The sequence below is a fragment of the Pseudomonas fluorescens genome (assembly GCF_000802965.1).
Classification (GTDB): domain Bacteria; phylum Pseudomonadota; class Gammaproteobacteria; order Pseudomonadales; family Pseudomonadaceae; genus Aquipseudomonas; species Aquipseudomonas fluorescens_A.
In genome coordinates, this window is the sequence record NZ_JSAK01000043.1 from 95039 (window position 1) to 108774 (window position 13736).

Here is a 13736-nt window from a genome sequence, read left to right on the forward strand (position 1 = left end):
GTCAGCCACTCAGTCTTCCTGCTCCATTTTTCACCGGCGGAGACACTCGATGCCCTTCGTAATGATAGACGGCCAACCCCTTCACTACATCGATCAAGGCAGCGGCCCGGCAGTCCTGCTGGCCGGCAGTTATCTGTGGGATCAGGCCATGTGGACACCGCAGATAACCGCGTTGTCGCAACGGTATCGGGTGATTGCATTGGACCTGTGGGGCCACGGTGAATCCGGGGCGCTGCCCGAAGGAACAACCTCGCTGGACGATGTGGCGCGTCAGGCATTGGCGCTGCTCGATCATCTGGATATCGATCGAGTGACCCTGGTCGGCCTGTCGGTCGGTGGCATGTGGGGCGTGCGTCTGGCGCTGTCGGCGCCGCAACGGCTTAACGGGCTGGTGTTGATGGACACCTACGTGGGAGTCGAACCGGAAGCGACTCGGCAGTACTACTTTTCGCTGTTCAAGATGATTGAAGAGAGCGGCGTGATTGCACCGCAACTGCTGGATATCGTGGTGCCGATCTTCTTCCGCCCGGGCATTGATCCGCAGTCGGCGCTGTATCAGGACTTCCGCGCAAAACTGGCTGCACTGCCAGCGGAAAGATTGCGCGAAAGCATCGTGCCGATGGGACGGATTACCTTTGGCCGGGATGATCTGTTGCTGCGCCTGGGTGAGTTGAATGGCGCGACGACGCTGGTGATGTGCGGCGATCAGGACAAGCCACGGCCGCCTTCGGAAGCCCATGAAATGGCGGAGCTGATCGGTTGTCCGTGTGTGCTGGTGCCAGAGGCGGGGCATATTTCCAATCTGGAAAATCCGGAGTTTGTGACTGAAGCGCTGCTGTCATTTTTGTCGGCGCGTAATCCGGCGTAGCGCTTACGATAAAGATCGCAGCCTGCGGCAGCTCCTACAGAACCGGTGACCCTTGTAGGAGCTGCCGCAGGCTGCGATCTTTTGATCTTGCTTATTTAGGCCCGAGAATCTTCGCCAACTTGTCCGGCGACGGCGCCCCTTGCTGTTGCTGCAACTCGCCCTTGTCATCCATATAGAAAATCGCCGGAGTGGCTTGCAGCTCCAGGTCTTCCATCAACTGCATATTGGCTGCGAGTTTGGCCTGAATCGCCGGTGGCACTTCTTTCAAGGCCTTGAGCGAACTGCCTTTGCCGGCCGATTCGTGATCCGCCAGGGCTTTTTGTGGGTCCTTGGCAGCCAGCAGCGCCGCGGATTTGCCGGGGCTGTCTTCACGGATGATGCCGACCATGATGTGCCGCAATTGCACCTTGCCGGACTTGACCCAGGGCCGCGCCTGTTCCCAGAACATGTTGCAGTAAGGGCAGTTCGGGTCGCTGAACATGTAGACGACTCGCGGCGCATCCTTCTTGCCGTCGGCGATCCAGTTGCTCGCTTCCATCTTGCCCCAGACTTCCTTGGCCATCGGCGCGTACACCAGCTTCTGCAACGGCGCGCTGCTCAGGTCATTACCGTCGGCGTCGTACAGATTGCCCAGCAGCACGTGCTTGCCATCCGGCGTCAGGTACAGCGCCATGCCGCGATTCTGGTATTGCGCCGCGTAGCCGCGCAAGCCATCGGGAGCGTCAAACTGGCCGACGATTTTTGCACCCTTGGCTTCGATCTTCTTGATCGCCTCGGGCAGCTCTTCGGCCTGAACCGACGGCAGGTGCAGCAGGGCGGCACCCAGGGTCAGGGTCAGCAGGTGGCGGAGGCGGGGCATGGCAGTTTCCTTGAAGAAGTGGCAGGTGCGGTGTCGAAATTTTCCAGTGCGCGAGCCAGGCTGGCTTGCGACAGTTCGCCCAAATGGCTGCCTAGCAGGCGACCGTCGGGGTTGTAGAACAGCGTAGTCGGCAAGGCCATCGAACCGACGGCCTGGCCCAAACGGCCGCTGCCGTCGAACAGCACGTTGGACAGGCTCAAGCCCTGGGTTTCCAGAAAGGTAGCGACGCTTTGCATGCTTTCGGCCTGATTGACGAACAGGAAGGTCAGGTCCGGGCGCTGCATCTGGGCGTTTTCCAGCACCGGCATTTCCCGGCGACATGGCGGACACCAGGTCGCCCATAGATTGATCACCAACGGGCCGCCCTTGTAGTCCGCCAGTTGCACAGTTTGCCCGGCGGCATTGCGCAGGGTGATTTCCGGCAGGCGCGTGCCTTGTTCATAAATCGTCAGTGAGAAGGTCGCCAGCAACCAGAACGCCAGGCCGCTGACCACGCCAAAGCCCAGCGGGCGGCGCAAACCCGGACGACGCCAGCCCCGGTACAGCGTCGCGAGCAACAGCGCGATCACCCCCGGCCAGGCGAGGAAACCACCGTCGCGCAGATCGATGACCTGCCACGGATCGTTGCGATAGTGCGTCCAGTACATCGCGACGAAACTGATTCGTGCCGCGAGCATGCCGATCAGAAACAGACTGAACAGCGCCGACTCGGGGTTCTCGCCACCGCGCTTGGCCACCCGCCAACCCACGAACGTCGCCAGCGCCAAGGCACTGATCAGCAGCAGATGGTTAAGCGCGATGGCAAAGGTGCCGAGGGTGAAGGTCAGCATTAACGGGCATCTCGGGTGGTGGTCCAGCGTTGCAGGAAAGTGTCGGCATCGACCTCGCCGGTGATGCGCTGGCTGCGACGCTCGTTGCCGTCGGCGCCGATCCACAGCAGGCTCGGTGGCCCCGGCACTTTATAACGGCCGAGCAGTTCGCGGCTGGCGGCATTGTCGGTGGTGACGTCGAGTCGGAGCAAGCGCACGTCGCTGAGGGCTTCGTGCACTTTGGCTTCGCCGAAGACCTGTTTTTCCATGACCTTGCACGACACGCACCAGTCCGCGTAATAGTCCAGCAGCACCCACTGGCCCTGCGCTTGCGCCGCGTCGAGTTCCCGCTGCAGCACGGCGGGGTCCTTAATGGTGGTGAAGGCGTCGTGGCCCGCTGGTTCGGCGGCGACGGCCGAACTGGAAGCGCGGAACACCTGCAACGGCTTGAACAAATCATCACTGCCACCCGCCGCGCCGATCATCAACAGGCTGCCCCACAAACCCAGCAGCAGCGAGGTGGCACCGAACAGATGCGCGATGCGTCCGAAACCTTCCGACTGTTTCCAGGCGCTGTAGGCCGCGATCAACAGCAACGCACCACACAAGCCGACCCACAGCGATTCATCCAGTACCGGGCGCAACATCAGCAGCGCCGTGGCGAGAAACAGGAAACCGAAAATGCCTTTGACCAGGTTCATCCAGGCACCTGGCTTGGGCATGAAGCGATTGCCGACGGTCACCAGCAGCAACAACGGCACACCGATGCCGATGCCCATGGCAAACAGAATCAACCCACCGTGCAGTGCGTTGCCGCTCTGCGCGATGTAGAGCAGCGCGCCGGCCAGTGGCGCGGTCATGCACGGGCCGACCAGCAAACCGGACAAGGCGCCCAGCACGCCAGCGCCGATCAGGCTGCCACCGCGTTGATTGCGCGAGACGTTTTCCAGACGATCACGCACCGCCACTGGCAGTTGCAGTTCGAAGAAGCCAAACATCGGCAACGCCAGCAACACGAAAATCGCCGCGAAACTGCCGAGCAGCCAAGGGTTCTGCAACAGTGCCTGCAGGTTCGCCCCGAGCAACGCCGCCAGCACACCCATCGCCGCATACACCAACGCCATGCTCACCACATAGCTGCTGGCCAGGGCAAAACCGCGCTTGGGCGTGGCGCCGCTGCCGACGATCAGCCCGGCCAGAATCGGCAGCATGGGCAGCGAGCACGGGGTAAAGGCCAGCAGCAGGCCGAGGCCGAAGAACACCATAAGGCTCCAACCCAATGCCCGCTGTTGCAAGTCGCTGGCCAACGCCTGGTCCGGCGCTTCATTGCTCGCAGCGGTGGCCGCTTTACCACCCAGATCCACGACTTGCGTCTGCGGCGGATAACACAAACCGGCATCGGCACAGCCCTGGAACCCCACCTTGATCTGGCCGCTGGCACCGGCCGGGATTTTCAGTTCAAGGCCCTGGCGATAGACCTGCTGTTCACCGAAAAACTCGTCGCTGTGGGCTTCACCTTCCGGCAGCACGGGATGCTGGTCGGCAGGCAAGTCATCGAATTTCAACCGTTTCTGATAAAGGTAATAGCCATCGGCAATCTGCCAGAACAGCTGGGTTTCACCTGATTCGAGGCGCTCGGAGGTGAAAACAAAGGCTTTTTCCACCGGCAAAAAATCAGGTTTGGTTTCGAAAGGATTCGCTCCAGCCTGGGCCACCCCAGAGATCAAGAAAATAAAAAACAAAAACAGTCGACGCATGGGTAGGCCTTATCCCTGTGCAAGTGAAGTGCACAATGGCGGGCGGCGATTAACCAATGATTAACCGCGCCTGACCTCGTTGCGTCATCAACTCCTCAGGAGTCCGGGCCAGCTTTCATCATCGATTTTTATGGGGCCAGACTCTGCTTTGTAGTTTTTGAGGTTGTATCTGATGTATTCGTTATTGGTAAGAAAAATGTAGTAGTACGTGCTAAGAAGGGGGGCGTCGTTTTGGACCGCCGTTATAATTCGATCTTTGTATTGGGATACGCCTGGCCAGGAGTTAGAAGTTATCGGTAGCCGTTTTATTGTGTTATCTGTAAAGCTGTAAATGAGGTAGTGTCCGTCATTCATCAAGAAATGAAATCTGTTCTTCGGCGCAAAAGTATCCCGCCACGTACCGGTAATGATTTTATCAAAGTACGGAACTAACGAGCGCCAAATGGATTTTTCAAGACGATAAAACCCCGCAGTAGTATCACGATCCTGATCATACTTGCAGACCATAGGCGTATCGCCGTCGTAATAAAACAGCCACAAAATATCGTCCCCTCCACCCCAGGAGCCTCCCAGCGCCGGAGCTGCAAAGCCGAAGCGCAGATTTTTTAGTGCAACATGCGCTGCTCCCCAATTATCAAATGTGATGTCGGTGGGGTAACCGTCTTCAACCGTGTTGGAGGCGATATCAAATCGTGAGTACCGATTGGTGTCTTTGAAGAAGAAGTAAATTTTATCCTTGCCTGAGCGCCAGTCGACGGCTACGAAGTTTTGAAGTCCTGACATTGGTTAATTCCTTTTGGTTTTTATGAGTGTTGCGCGGGGCTTTGTTTTTCTTGTTTTAAAGGTATCGCTACATGAGGTTTATTAGGAAGCGGATTGGAGGGGTTATTTGTTTCAATATCTATGTTTCTGTTTTGGAAATGGAAGTTTGTTTTTTTGCAGTAAGCAGTTTGTCTGGCGATCAGCGCTTCAGCCTGGAAACGAGTCCTTTGCGGCTACCTGTCGACTTGCCATAATTAAGCCTTAATCCTGGATTGCTTGACTGACGTTTTCCTGCCGCGGAGCTCCCTATGCATGTACTCGTTTGCGAAGACGATGAGCTGATCGCCAGTGGCATCGTCGCCGGCCTGACCGCCCAGGGCCTGACCGTGGAGCACGTCGCCACGGCGTCCGCTGCCCGGGCGATGCTCAAGGTCGCGGAGTTCGACGTCATGGTGCTCGACCTCGGCCTTCCCGATGAAGACGGTTTGAAGCTGTTGCAGCAGTTGCGCCACAACGGCCTTGAGCTGCCGGTGCTGATCCTCACCGCCCGGGATTCGGTCACTGACCGCGTCGACGGCTTGCAGGCCGGCGCGGACGATTACCTGCTCAAGCCGTTCGATCTGCGCGAACTGGCTGCGCGCCTGCACACCCTGTTGCGTCGGGTAGCGGGGCGCAGCGTCAACCTGATCGAACACGGCGCTCTGACTTACGACCCAAGCAGCCGCGAAACCACCCTGGCCGGGCAACCGGTGGACCTGTCGCGTCGCGAGCAATCGCTATTGCAGGCCTTGCTGCATAACCGTGGCCGGGTGTTGTCCACCGAGCAGCTCAAGGACAGCGTCTACGGTTTCAACGACGAACTGGAAAGCAACGCCCTCAACGTCCACATCCATCACCTGCGACGCAAACTCGGCAACGGCATTGTCGAGACCGTGCGCGGTCTGGGCTATCGCCTGGGGCCGGCTGACGGCGGAGATCAATCGAAGTGATGAGTTTGCGTTTGCGCCTGAGCCTGACGCTCGGCACCGCGTTTGCGCTGATCTGGGCGCTGGCGGCGGCCTGGATGCTCAGCGACCTGCGCAATCAAATGATGTTTTCTCTCGACCAGCGCCTGGTGGCGTCGGCGCGGATGGTCGCCGGGTTGATGGAGCAATTGCCGCCGTTGCCGAGCAAGGGCGAGGGCACTCATTTCAGTGCCGAACAGCTGAACATCCCCGGCGGCATGGCCTGTCAGGTCAGTTCGTTGCGCGGGGAAATCCTCGCCCGTAGCCACAGTGATCCGGGCCAGACTTTGGAAGCCGAGAAAATGGGCTTTCACGACCAGATGATCGACGGCGCGCCGTGGCGCAGTTTCACCCTGGCGAGGGGCGATCTGCGGATCACCACTGCCGATCGACAAATCGAGCGCGAGGCCTTGAACATGTCGATCCTGCTGGCCGCCTCGGTGCCGGTGGGTGTGGCGTTGCTCGGTTGCCTGTGCCTGCTGTGGCTGGGCATCGGCCAGGGATTGGCGCCGCTCAACCGCATGCGCGATGCCTTGATGCGTCGCAGCCCCGATTCGCTGGAACCCTTGCAGGTCCAGCCATTACCCAGCGAATTGCAACCGTTGCTGGAGACGCAGAATCAGCTGTTCCAGCGCATCGGCAAGACCATTGAACGCGAGCGTCGCCTGACCGGAGACGCCGCCCATGAGTTGCGCAGCCCGCTGACCGCGATCAAGACTCACCTGCAAGTGGCGCGCATGACCGACGGCGCAGCGCGGGATCAATCCCTGGCCCGGGCCGAGGAGGGCGCCGACCGATTGCATCGGACTCTTGAGCAATTGCTGTTGCTGGCGCGGGTCGAGGGCAGTCTGTCGTTCGATGACGGCGTGCAATGCAGTGCCGAGCAAGTGGCCAGACTGGCGATCCAGGATACGGCCGGTGGCGATCGCCAGCGTATCAAGTTTGCGGTGCCGGACAGGTTCTCCCACGCACCGGTGAAAATGCCCGCTGTCCTTTCGATTGCTGCGCTGCGCAACTTGCTGGACAACGCCCTGCGCCATACACCCGGCGACGGAACGGTGGAACTGAGCCTGCAAACTACCGGCAACCGTGCGCACTTTGTGGTGCGCGATCATGGCCCGGGCATTGCCGAGGACGACCTGCAACACCTGACCCAACGTTTCTGGCGCAACGGCCAGAGCACCGGGTGTGGCTTGGGCCTGGCGATTGTTCAGGCCATCGTCCAGCGCTGCGGCTGCACCCTGCATTTCGACAGCCGCCCGGATGGCTTGCGCGTCGAACTGACCCTGCCGCTGCAATCGGTTTGAAAAACACAACAAGATCCTGTGGGAGCGGGCTTGCCCGCGATGAGGCCGTCACATTCAATATTGATGTTGACTGTTACACCGCCATCGCGGGCAAGCCCGCTCCCACAGGTTTTGGTGTACATCAAAAGTAACGTCTCTCCATTGGCCGTCCAGAGCTCGCGCGACTATCGTTCCTCACACTCAATGGATTGAGGTAACAGCGCCATGGACGAACCCATACACACCTGCAAGGCAACCCCGGCCGACGCCGGCATCATCAGCCGCATCATCGAACGCTCCATTCGCGTCGGCTGCGCGCTCGACCATCGCAACGATCCGCACATCGTCGCCACCTGGACCCACAACAAAACCATCGAACACATCCAGCCGTGGCTGACCGACCCGCGGTTGTACCTGAACATCGCCCTGCTGCAGGACAAACCAATTGGCGTCGCCATGGCCGCGACCAACGGCGCGCTGGCGTTCTGTTACGTGCAACCGGAGTGGTTTCGCCGAGGCGCCGGGCAGGCGCTGGTGCACGACCTCGAAGGGTGGTTGATCGCACGGGGCCTGTGCCGGGCGCGACTCAACAGCACCAAAACCAGCGAAGCCTTTTATCGGCATCTGGGCTATGAGCCGTGTGCACGAACCTTCATGGTCGCGGGGCTGCATGCCATCCCTATGCACAAGGGCTTGGTGCCGCCTTCATAGAAAGCCGATCGAGGGTCTAAATCCCCGGTGCCCTGATGCGTTTCCAGAACAGGAAAACCTTATTGAGGGGTCGAGAGATGTCAGTCGCTACCAGCCTTATGGAAGATCAGTCGGTCCGGAACACTCCGGCACCGGCCGAGACGCTTTATCAATTCAACGAATCGCCGTTGCTCGCCCGTCAGAGCCAGCAGGAATCCAACGCCCGCAGCTACCCGCGACGCATCCCCCTGGCGCTCAAGCGTGCCAAGGGGCTGTATGTCGAAGACGTCGAAGGCCGCACGTTTATTGATTGCCTGGCGGGCGCCGGGACCTTGGCCCTGGGGCATAACCATCCGGTGGTGATTGAAGCGATCCAGCAAGTGCTGAGCGATGAACTGCCGCTGCATACCCTGGACCTGACCACGCCGGTCAAGGATCAATTCGTTCAAGACCTGTTCGGCCTGCTGCCACCGGCACTGGCCGCTGAAGCGAAAATCCAGTTCTGCGGCCCCACCGGCACCGACGCCGTGGAAGCGGCGCTGAAACTGGTGCGCACCGCCACTGGCCGCAGCACCGTGCTGTCGTTCCAGGGCGGTTACCACGGCATGAGCCAGGGCGCGTTGAGCCTGATGGGGAGCCTGGGGCCGAAAAAGCCTTTGGGTGCCTTGCTCAGCAGCGGCGTGCAGTTCATGCCATATCCCTACGATTACCGTTGCCCGTTCGGACTGGGCGGTGCGCAAGGGGTGAAGGCCAATCTGAATTACCTGGAAAACCTGCTCAACGACCCCGAGGCCGGCGTGCAATTGCCAGCGGCGGTGATTGTTGAAGTGGTGCAGGGCGAGGGCGGGGTCATACCTGCTGATCTGGATTGGTTGCGCGGTTTGCGCCGAATCACCGAAAAGGCCGGCGTGGCGCTGATCGTCGACGAGATCCAGAGCGGTTTTGCCCGCACCGGCAAGATGTTCGCCTTCGAGCATGCCGGGATCATTCCGGATGTGGTGGTGATGTCCAAAGCTATCGGCGGCAGCCTGCCGCTGGCGGTGGTGGTGTATCGCGACTGGCTCGACACCTGGTTGCCGGGCGCCCATGCCGGGACGTTCCGCGGCAATCAGATGGCCATGGCTGCCGGTTCTGCGGTGATGCGCTACCTGATCGAACACAAGATTTGCGATCACGCGGCGGCCATGGGCGAGCGCCTGAGCGAGCATCTGCGCATCTTGCAGCGGGACTTCCCGCAACTGGGCGACATTCGCGGTCGCGGGCTGATGCTCGGCGTTGAGCTGGTTGATCCAAACGGTGCTGCGGATGCCTTGGGCCATCCACCGGTGTTTGCACGCCTGGCGCCGTTGGTACAGCGCGAATGCCTCAAGCGCGGCTTGATCCTCGAACTGGGCGGCCGCCATGGCGCCGTGGTGCGCTTCCTGCCGCCGCTGGTGATTACCGCCGCGGAAATCGACCGGGTCGCGGAGATTTTCGGCCGGGCCATGGCCGCTGCTACTGCCAATCTGTAAATTTCCCGGCCCTCGAAACGTTCCTTCTACATAGCGGCTGTACGCAGCGTGCGGCCCACCCTACAACGATGGAGAGACAGCATGACGTCAGTATTCGACCGCGAGGACATCCGATTTCAGGTCGTGGTCAACCACGAAGAGCAATACTCGATCTGGCCCGACTACAAAGCCGTGCCTGAAGGCTGGCGCACCGTGGGCAAGAGCGGGCTGAAGAAAGAGTGCCTGGCTTACATCGAAGAAACCTGGACGGATATGCGGCCATTGAGTTTGCGGCGCAAGATGGATGAGCAGGCTGTCGCTCACTAATCATCGACGCAAAAAAAGCCCGCTGGACTGGTGACGGTCAGCGGGTTTTTTCATGGCCAGCGGTAAACTTTGTAGGAGCCGGCTTGCTGGCGATAGCGGCGAGTCAGGCGCGGCGATGTCGACTGAACGGCCGCCATCGCCAGCCGACTCCTACAAGGGAATGCGTGGCCTGATCGCTGGTTCGTACGAATTTCCCCTATAGGAGCTGACGAGTGAAACGAGGCTGCGATCTTTTGATTTGTTTTTTAGAGCAAGATCAAAAGATCGCAGCCTTCGGCAGCTCCTACAGGGGGGAAGTGATGATCAGCCACTCAAGCCTCTGATCACCAAATCCACATTCCCCTCCAGCTCAGCCACCGGATCAGCGGTGTCGACGCTCAACACCACCAAGCGACTTCCGGCTTCGGCGATTACCGCTTTCAGCGCATCCGACGGCTGGCGATGGTGCAACACCACCGCGACGTCATTGTCCTTGAGCGTTGCCCCCAATCCCTTCAACGCCTCAGGCGTCCACTCGGCATCCGGTCTTGCATCCAGGCCAACCAGCTCAAGATTGAGACCGCCGATCAGGTAGCCGAAATGATCGCTCAGGCTCATCACACTCAAATTGTCGGCAGCCGCCAGACGCGCCTCGCTGTCGGCGCTGAGTTTGAGCAGGCGCTGTTTCAGTGCCGCCAGATTGGCCTCGATCGCTGGCCTGGCCTTGGGCGCCAGACGCACCAGGTCTGCCGCCATTACGTCCGCCATGCGCCCCATGTTGTTACTGGCCAGCCACGGCTGGCTGTTCAACCCATCGACCTTGCTGCCCGGTTGCACGGCAATGCCGGGCAGGGCGCCGTCCACCGGGCGGGCGGCATCGACTTCGACGATGCGGATGTTGCTGCGTCGGGAGATCGGGTACAGCGGGTCATCCGCCCACAGCGAGCGCAGGCCGATCACTGCATCAGCGTCGGTCGCGAGTTTGGCCAGCGCCGGCGCACCACGGCCGGTGAAGTAAGCGGTCTGCCGACTGCCGGGCAAGTTCGCCGGTGCCGCACGTTCCAGGCTGACATCGGTGCCCTTGAGCAGCACTTCGCCCAACCCGTAAGTGATCGGCAAGGACGCCAGTACGCGCAGCGGTTTGGCGGTGTCTGCCGCGAAAGCAGTGTGGGCCAGACCACACAGGGCCACAGCCAGGGTCAGTTGACGCAGAGAAAATGACATTTATCCAAGGTTCCCTTTCAGGCTGGGGACGACGCCGCGCGCAATGGCGGCCAGGGCGAAGGCGATACCGGCCACCAGAATGATCGCGGCACCGGACGGAATCGGCAGGTCGAAGACGATCGGCGCGAGAATCCCGCACAAGGTGCTCACCGTGGCGATCAACACCGAACACCAGAAGAAACCCTTCAGCGATTGACTGAGCAAACGCGCGGCCGCTGCCGGGATCACCAACAGGGCGCCGACCAGAATCGCACCGATGACTTTCACGGCGGCGACGGTGATTAGCGTCACCAGAATCACGAACAAATAATCCAGCGTCTTCACCGCCACACCGCGCACCGCCGCCAGTTGCGGATTGAAACTGGCGAGCATGATGCGGTTGTACAACGGCAGGGCCAGGGCCATCACCAGCGAACCGACGATGGCCAGCACCAGCAAGTCATTGCCGTTGACCGTCAACACCGAACCGAACAGTACGTTTTCCAGAATATGCACGTTGATCTTGCCCGCCAGAATCAGCAACAGGCTCGCACCCAGCGCCAACGACACCGAGAGAAACACGCCGATCAAGGTGTCCGGCGCCAGACCGGTACGGTTGCGCAGGTAATTGAGCAAGATGCCGAACAGCAGGCAGTAGCCGAACAGGCTGCCGTAAGGCCCGGTATACGGTTCGCCAAGCAGGATGCCGATGGCCACACCGGTCAGCGCCGCGTGACCCACTGCCTCGGAGAAAAACGCGAAGCGCTTGACCACCACGAGCGTGCCCAATCCACCGAGCACCGGGCCGATCAGCAGTCCGGCGAGCAACGCATTGACGACGAATCCATAAGCCAGCGCCTCGGGCAGGTAACCCGACGAGGCCCAGCCCTGAACCATCAAACGAAAGGCTTCGTAACTCATCAGGCAAGGCTCCGTGGATGGGTCGAAAACAGCGTCAGCAGACGATCGGGGGTCAGCGCCTGTTGCGGTGTGGCGTCGAACAGCACCCGACGATTGAGCCCGGTGACGTGATCGGCCAACCGACCGACCGCTTCCAGATCGTGCTCGATCCACAGCACGGTAATGCCCGCCGCGCGCCAATCACCGAGCAAGCGCTCGAACACCTGAATACCGGCCTCATCAAGGGCCGACATTGGCTCATCGAGTACCAGCAATTGCGGCGTCGGGATCAGCCCTTGCGCCAGTAATACGCGCTGACGCTCACCGCCCGACAACGCACCCATGCGCCGCTTGCGCTTGTCCTGCATGCCGACTCGCTCCAGCGCTTCGCCGATCGCCGCCGCGTAATGCTTGCTCAAGCCGAGGAAGGCCGGGCGCCGTTGGCACATGGCGGCCATGAAATCGTCGACGGTCATCGGCAGGCCACGGTCGAATTCCAGTGCCTGCGGCACGTAGCCGATGGTTCCCGGCTCGCCCGGCCATTGCAGGCTCAAACGGCCCTGATGGGGCATCTGCCCGAGCAGGGTCTTGATCAAGGAGCTCTTGCCGCCACCATTCGGGCCGACCAGCGCATGCACGCTGCCTGGCTGGACCTGAAAGGTGACCTTGTCGAGGATTGTCGTGCGACCCAGCGTCAGGCTGACCTGCGCAAAATCCAGCGTCGGCCCCGAACCCTGTAGGAGCGAGCCTGCTCGCGATTGCGGTATGTCATTCAATGAAGATGTCGCCGGACCGGACGCCTTCGCGAGCAGGCTCGCTCCAACAGGGGATTCGCTGATGATTTCTTTTGCGGTCATGCACCGGACTCCTGAATCGCCCGCACCACGGTGTTGAGGTTGCCGGTCATTTCCTTTTCGTATTTGTCGGCGGTGTATTCGCCGTAGGAAATGTGCGACAGCGGGTACAGCTTCACCCCGGATTCACGCTGGATGGTGTCAACGTAGGTGGACGGGAAATCCATCTCCGAGAAGATCACCTTCACGTCCAGTTCACGCAGTTGGTCGATGGTTTTTTTCAGCTGGCTCGGGCTCGGCTCGATGCCGTGGGCCGGTTCGACCACCGCCGTCACCTCCAGGCCGAATTCGCGCAGCAGGTAGTCGTAGGCCGCGTGCACTGTGGCCACGCGCAGTTCGGCGTTCGGCGCCTGGGTCAGTTTGGCCAGGGCATCGGCGCGCATCTTGCGCAGGCGTTTGCCGTAGGCGCGGGCGTTTTCGGTGTAGGTCTTGGCGTTCGCCGGGTCGAGTTTGCCCAGTTCCCGGGCGATGTTGTTGACCTGGGCAATCGAGGCGCTGATCGACAGGAAGGTGTGCGGGTTCACTACTTTACCGGCGCCGCGCGCGGCCACCCCGGTGGCGGCCAGCAGTGGTACGTTTTCGTTGGCTTCGATCACCGGCACGTTTGGCGTTTCGCTGGCGGCGATCATGCGGTCGGCGAAGTCGTCATGACCGACGCCGTTGAGCACGATCACGTCGAGGCCGCTGATGCGCTTGATGTCTTCGGCGCGGGGCTCGTAGGCGTGGGGGTTGAAGCCGGCCGGAATCAGCGGCACCACCTCGGCCTTGTCGCCGACGATGTTGGCCACGTAGCTGTAATAAGGGTGCAGGGTGATGCCGATGCGCAGGCGCTTGGCCTCGTCGGCGCTGGCCAGGGGAGTCAGCAGGCAGGCCAGCAAGCCGACCAGCGTCAGGCGCAGAACAGAACGTAGAGATGAAATGGGCATGGGAAAGCGGTCTTCTCTCGGG

At 60.8% G+C, this 13736-nt stretch carries 14 protein-coding genes; 6 read left to right on the forward strand and 8 right to left on the reverse strand.

The window, feature by feature from the left end:
* Positions 1-49: 49 nt before the first annotated feature.
* On the forward strand, positions 50-868 hold the full coding sequence (locus NL64_RS28255; RefSeq protein WP_034151353.1) for an alpha/beta fold hydrolase: 819 nt from the start codon (positions 50-52) through the stop codon (positions 866-868).
* Between the two features lie 91 nt (positions 869-959).
* On the opposite strand, the gene dsbG is transcribed toward NL64_RS28255, so the two are convergent.
* From dsbG to NL64_RS28275, 4 genes are all read right to left on the reverse strand, one after another.
* The gene (dsbG, locus tag NL64_RS28260; protein WP_034151354.1) at positions 960-1727 is read right to left on the reverse strand and encodes a thiol:disulfide interchange protein DsbG; all 768 of its coding nucleotides are present in this window, start codon (positions 1725-1727) and stop codon (positions 960-962) included.
* On the reverse strand, positions 1703-2557 hold the full coding sequence (locus NL64_RS28265; RefSeq protein WP_034151355.1) for a TlpA disulfide reductase family protein: 855 nt from the start codon (positions 2555-2557) through the stop codon (positions 1703-1705). Before NL64_RS28265 ends, dsbG begins: the two co-directional genes overlap by 25 nt.
* Positions 2557-4293 carry a protein-disulfide reductase DsbD gene (gene dsbD / locus NL64_RS28270; RefSeq protein WP_034151356.1) on the reverse strand — a complete coding sequence of 579 codons (1737 nt, stop codon included), beginning with the start codon at positions 4291-4293 and terminating at the stop codon, positions 2557-2559. Before dsbD ends, NL64_RS28265 begins: the two co-directional genes overlap by 1 nt.
* 87 nt (positions 4294-4380) lie before the next feature.
* Positions 4381-5076 (reverse strand): hypothetical protein, encoded by a 696-nt coding sequence (locus NL64_RS28275; RefSeq protein ID WP_034151357.1) that lies wholly within the window; start codon positions 5074-5076, stop codon positions 4381-4383.
* Positions 5077-5363: 287 nt separating this feature from the next.
* On the opposite strand from NL64_RS28275, the gene NL64_RS28280 reads away from it, so the two are divergent.
* From NL64_RS28280 to NL64_RS28300, 5 genes are all read left to right on the forward strand, one after another.
* On the forward strand, positions 5364-6044 hold the full coding sequence (locus tag NL64_RS28280) for a response regulator (protein ID WP_034151358.1): 681 nt from the start codon (positions 5364-5366) through the stop codon (positions 6042-6044).
* Positions 6041-7366 (forward strand): ATP-binding protein, encoded by a 1326-nt coding sequence (locus NL64_RS28285; protein ID WP_034151359.1) that lies wholly within the window; start codon positions 6041-6043, stop codon positions 7364-7366. The genes NL64_RS28280 and NL64_RS28285 overlap by 4 nt, the downstream gene beginning before the upstream one ends.
* Positions 7367-7570: 204 nt before the next feature.
* A complete protein-coding gene (locus tag NL64_RS28290) occupies positions 7571-8056 on the forward strand; it encodes a GNAT family N-acetyltransferase (protein ID WP_034151360.1) in 486 nt (161 codons plus the stop codon).
* Positions 8057-8133: 77 nt separating this feature from the next.
* Positions 8134-9546 (forward strand): aspartate aminotransferase family protein, encoded by a 1413-nt coding sequence (locus tag NL64_RS28295; protein WP_034151361.1) that lies wholly within the window; start codon positions 8134-8136, stop codon positions 9544-9546.
* Positions 9547-9627: 81 nt separating this feature from the next.
* Positions 9628-9852, forward strand: a complete 225-nt coding sequence (locus tag NL64_RS28300; RefSeq protein WP_034151362.1) for an MbtH family protein — start codon at positions 9628-9630, stop codon at positions 9850-9852.
* A 303-nt stretch (positions 9853-10155) separates the two neighbouring features.
* Here the strand turns inward: NL64_RS28300 and NL64_RS28305 are convergent, their stop codons facing one another.
* Genes NL64_RS28305 through NL64_RS28320 form a run of 4 tightly spaced genes read right to left on the reverse strand, consistent with a single transcriptional unit; the run spans position 10156 to position 13714 of the window.
* On the reverse strand, positions 10156-11055 hold the full coding sequence (locus NL64_RS28305) for a metal ABC transporter substrate-binding protein (RefSeq protein WP_034151363.1): 900 nt from the start codon (positions 11053-11055) through the stop codon (positions 10156-10158).
* Positions 11056-11955, reverse strand: coding sequence for a metal ABC transporter permease (locus NL64_RS28310; protein ID WP_003226663.1), 900 nt, complete (start codon positions 11953-11955; stop codon positions 11056-11058).
* A complete protein-coding gene (locus NL64_RS28315; protein ID WP_034151364.1) occupies positions 11955-12791 on the reverse strand; it encodes a metal ABC transporter ATP-binding protein in 837 nt (278 codons plus the stop codon). The genes NL64_RS28310 and NL64_RS28315 overlap by 1 nt, the downstream gene beginning before the upstream one ends.
* On the reverse strand, positions 12788-13714 hold the full coding sequence (locus tag NL64_RS28320; RefSeq protein ID WP_034151365.1) for a metal ABC transporter substrate-binding protein: 927 nt from the start codon (positions 13712-13714) through the stop codon (positions 12788-12790). The genes NL64_RS28315 and NL64_RS28320 overlap by 4 nt, the downstream gene beginning before the upstream one ends.
* Positions 13715-13736: the final 22 nt, after the last annotated feature.

Coding starts and splice junctions, on each gene's coding strand:
- NL64_RS28300 (WP_034151362.1), top strand. CDS start 9,628: ATGACGTCAGTATTCGACCGCGAGGACATCCGATTTCAGGTCGTGGTC.
- NL64_RS28275 (WP_034151357.1), bottom strand. CDS start 5,076: ATGTCAGGACTTCAAAACTTCGTAGCCGTCGACTGGCGCTCAGGCAAG.
- dsbD (WP_034151356.1), bottom strand. CDS start 4,293: ATGCGTCGACTGTTTTTGTTTTTTATTTTCTTGATCTCTGGGGTGGCC.
- NL64_RS28310 (WP_003226663.1), bottom strand. CDS start 11,955: ATGAGTTACGAAGCCTTTCGTTTGATGGTTCAGGGCTGGGCCTCGTCG.
- NL64_RS28265 (WP_034151355.1), bottom strand. CDS start 2,557: ATGCTGACCTTCACCCTCGGCACCTTTGCCATCGCGCTTAACCATCTG.
- NL64_RS28315 (WP_034151364.1), bottom strand. CDS start 12,791: ATGACCGCAAAAGAAATCATCAGCGAATCCCCTGTTGGAGCGAGCCTG.
- NL64_RS28320 (WP_034151365.1), bottom strand. CDS start 13,714: ATGCCCATTTCATCTCTACGTTCTGTTCTGCGCCTGACGCTGGTCGGC.
- NL64_RS28280 (WP_034151358.1), top strand. CDS start 5,364: ATGCATGTACTCGTTTGCGAAGACGATGAGCTGATCGCCAGTGGCATC.
- NL64_RS28255 (WP_034151353.1), top strand. CDS start 50: ATGCCCTTCGTAATGATAGACGGCCAACCCCTTCACTACATCGATCAA.
- NL64_RS28290 (WP_034151360.1), top strand. CDS start 7,571: ATGGACGAACCCATACACACCTGCAAGGCAACCCCGGCCGACGCCGGC.
- NL64_RS28295 (WP_034151361.1), top strand. CDS start 8,134: ATGTCAGTCGCTACCAGCCTTATGGAAGATCAGTCGGTCCGGAACACT.
- dsbG (WP_034151354.1), bottom strand. CDS start 1,727: ATGCCCCGCCTCCGCCACCTGCTGACCCTGACCCTGGGTGCCGCCCTG.
- NL64_RS28305 (WP_034151363.1), bottom strand. CDS start 11,055: ATGTCATTTTCTCTGCGTCAACTGACCCTGGCTGTGGCCCTGTGTGGT.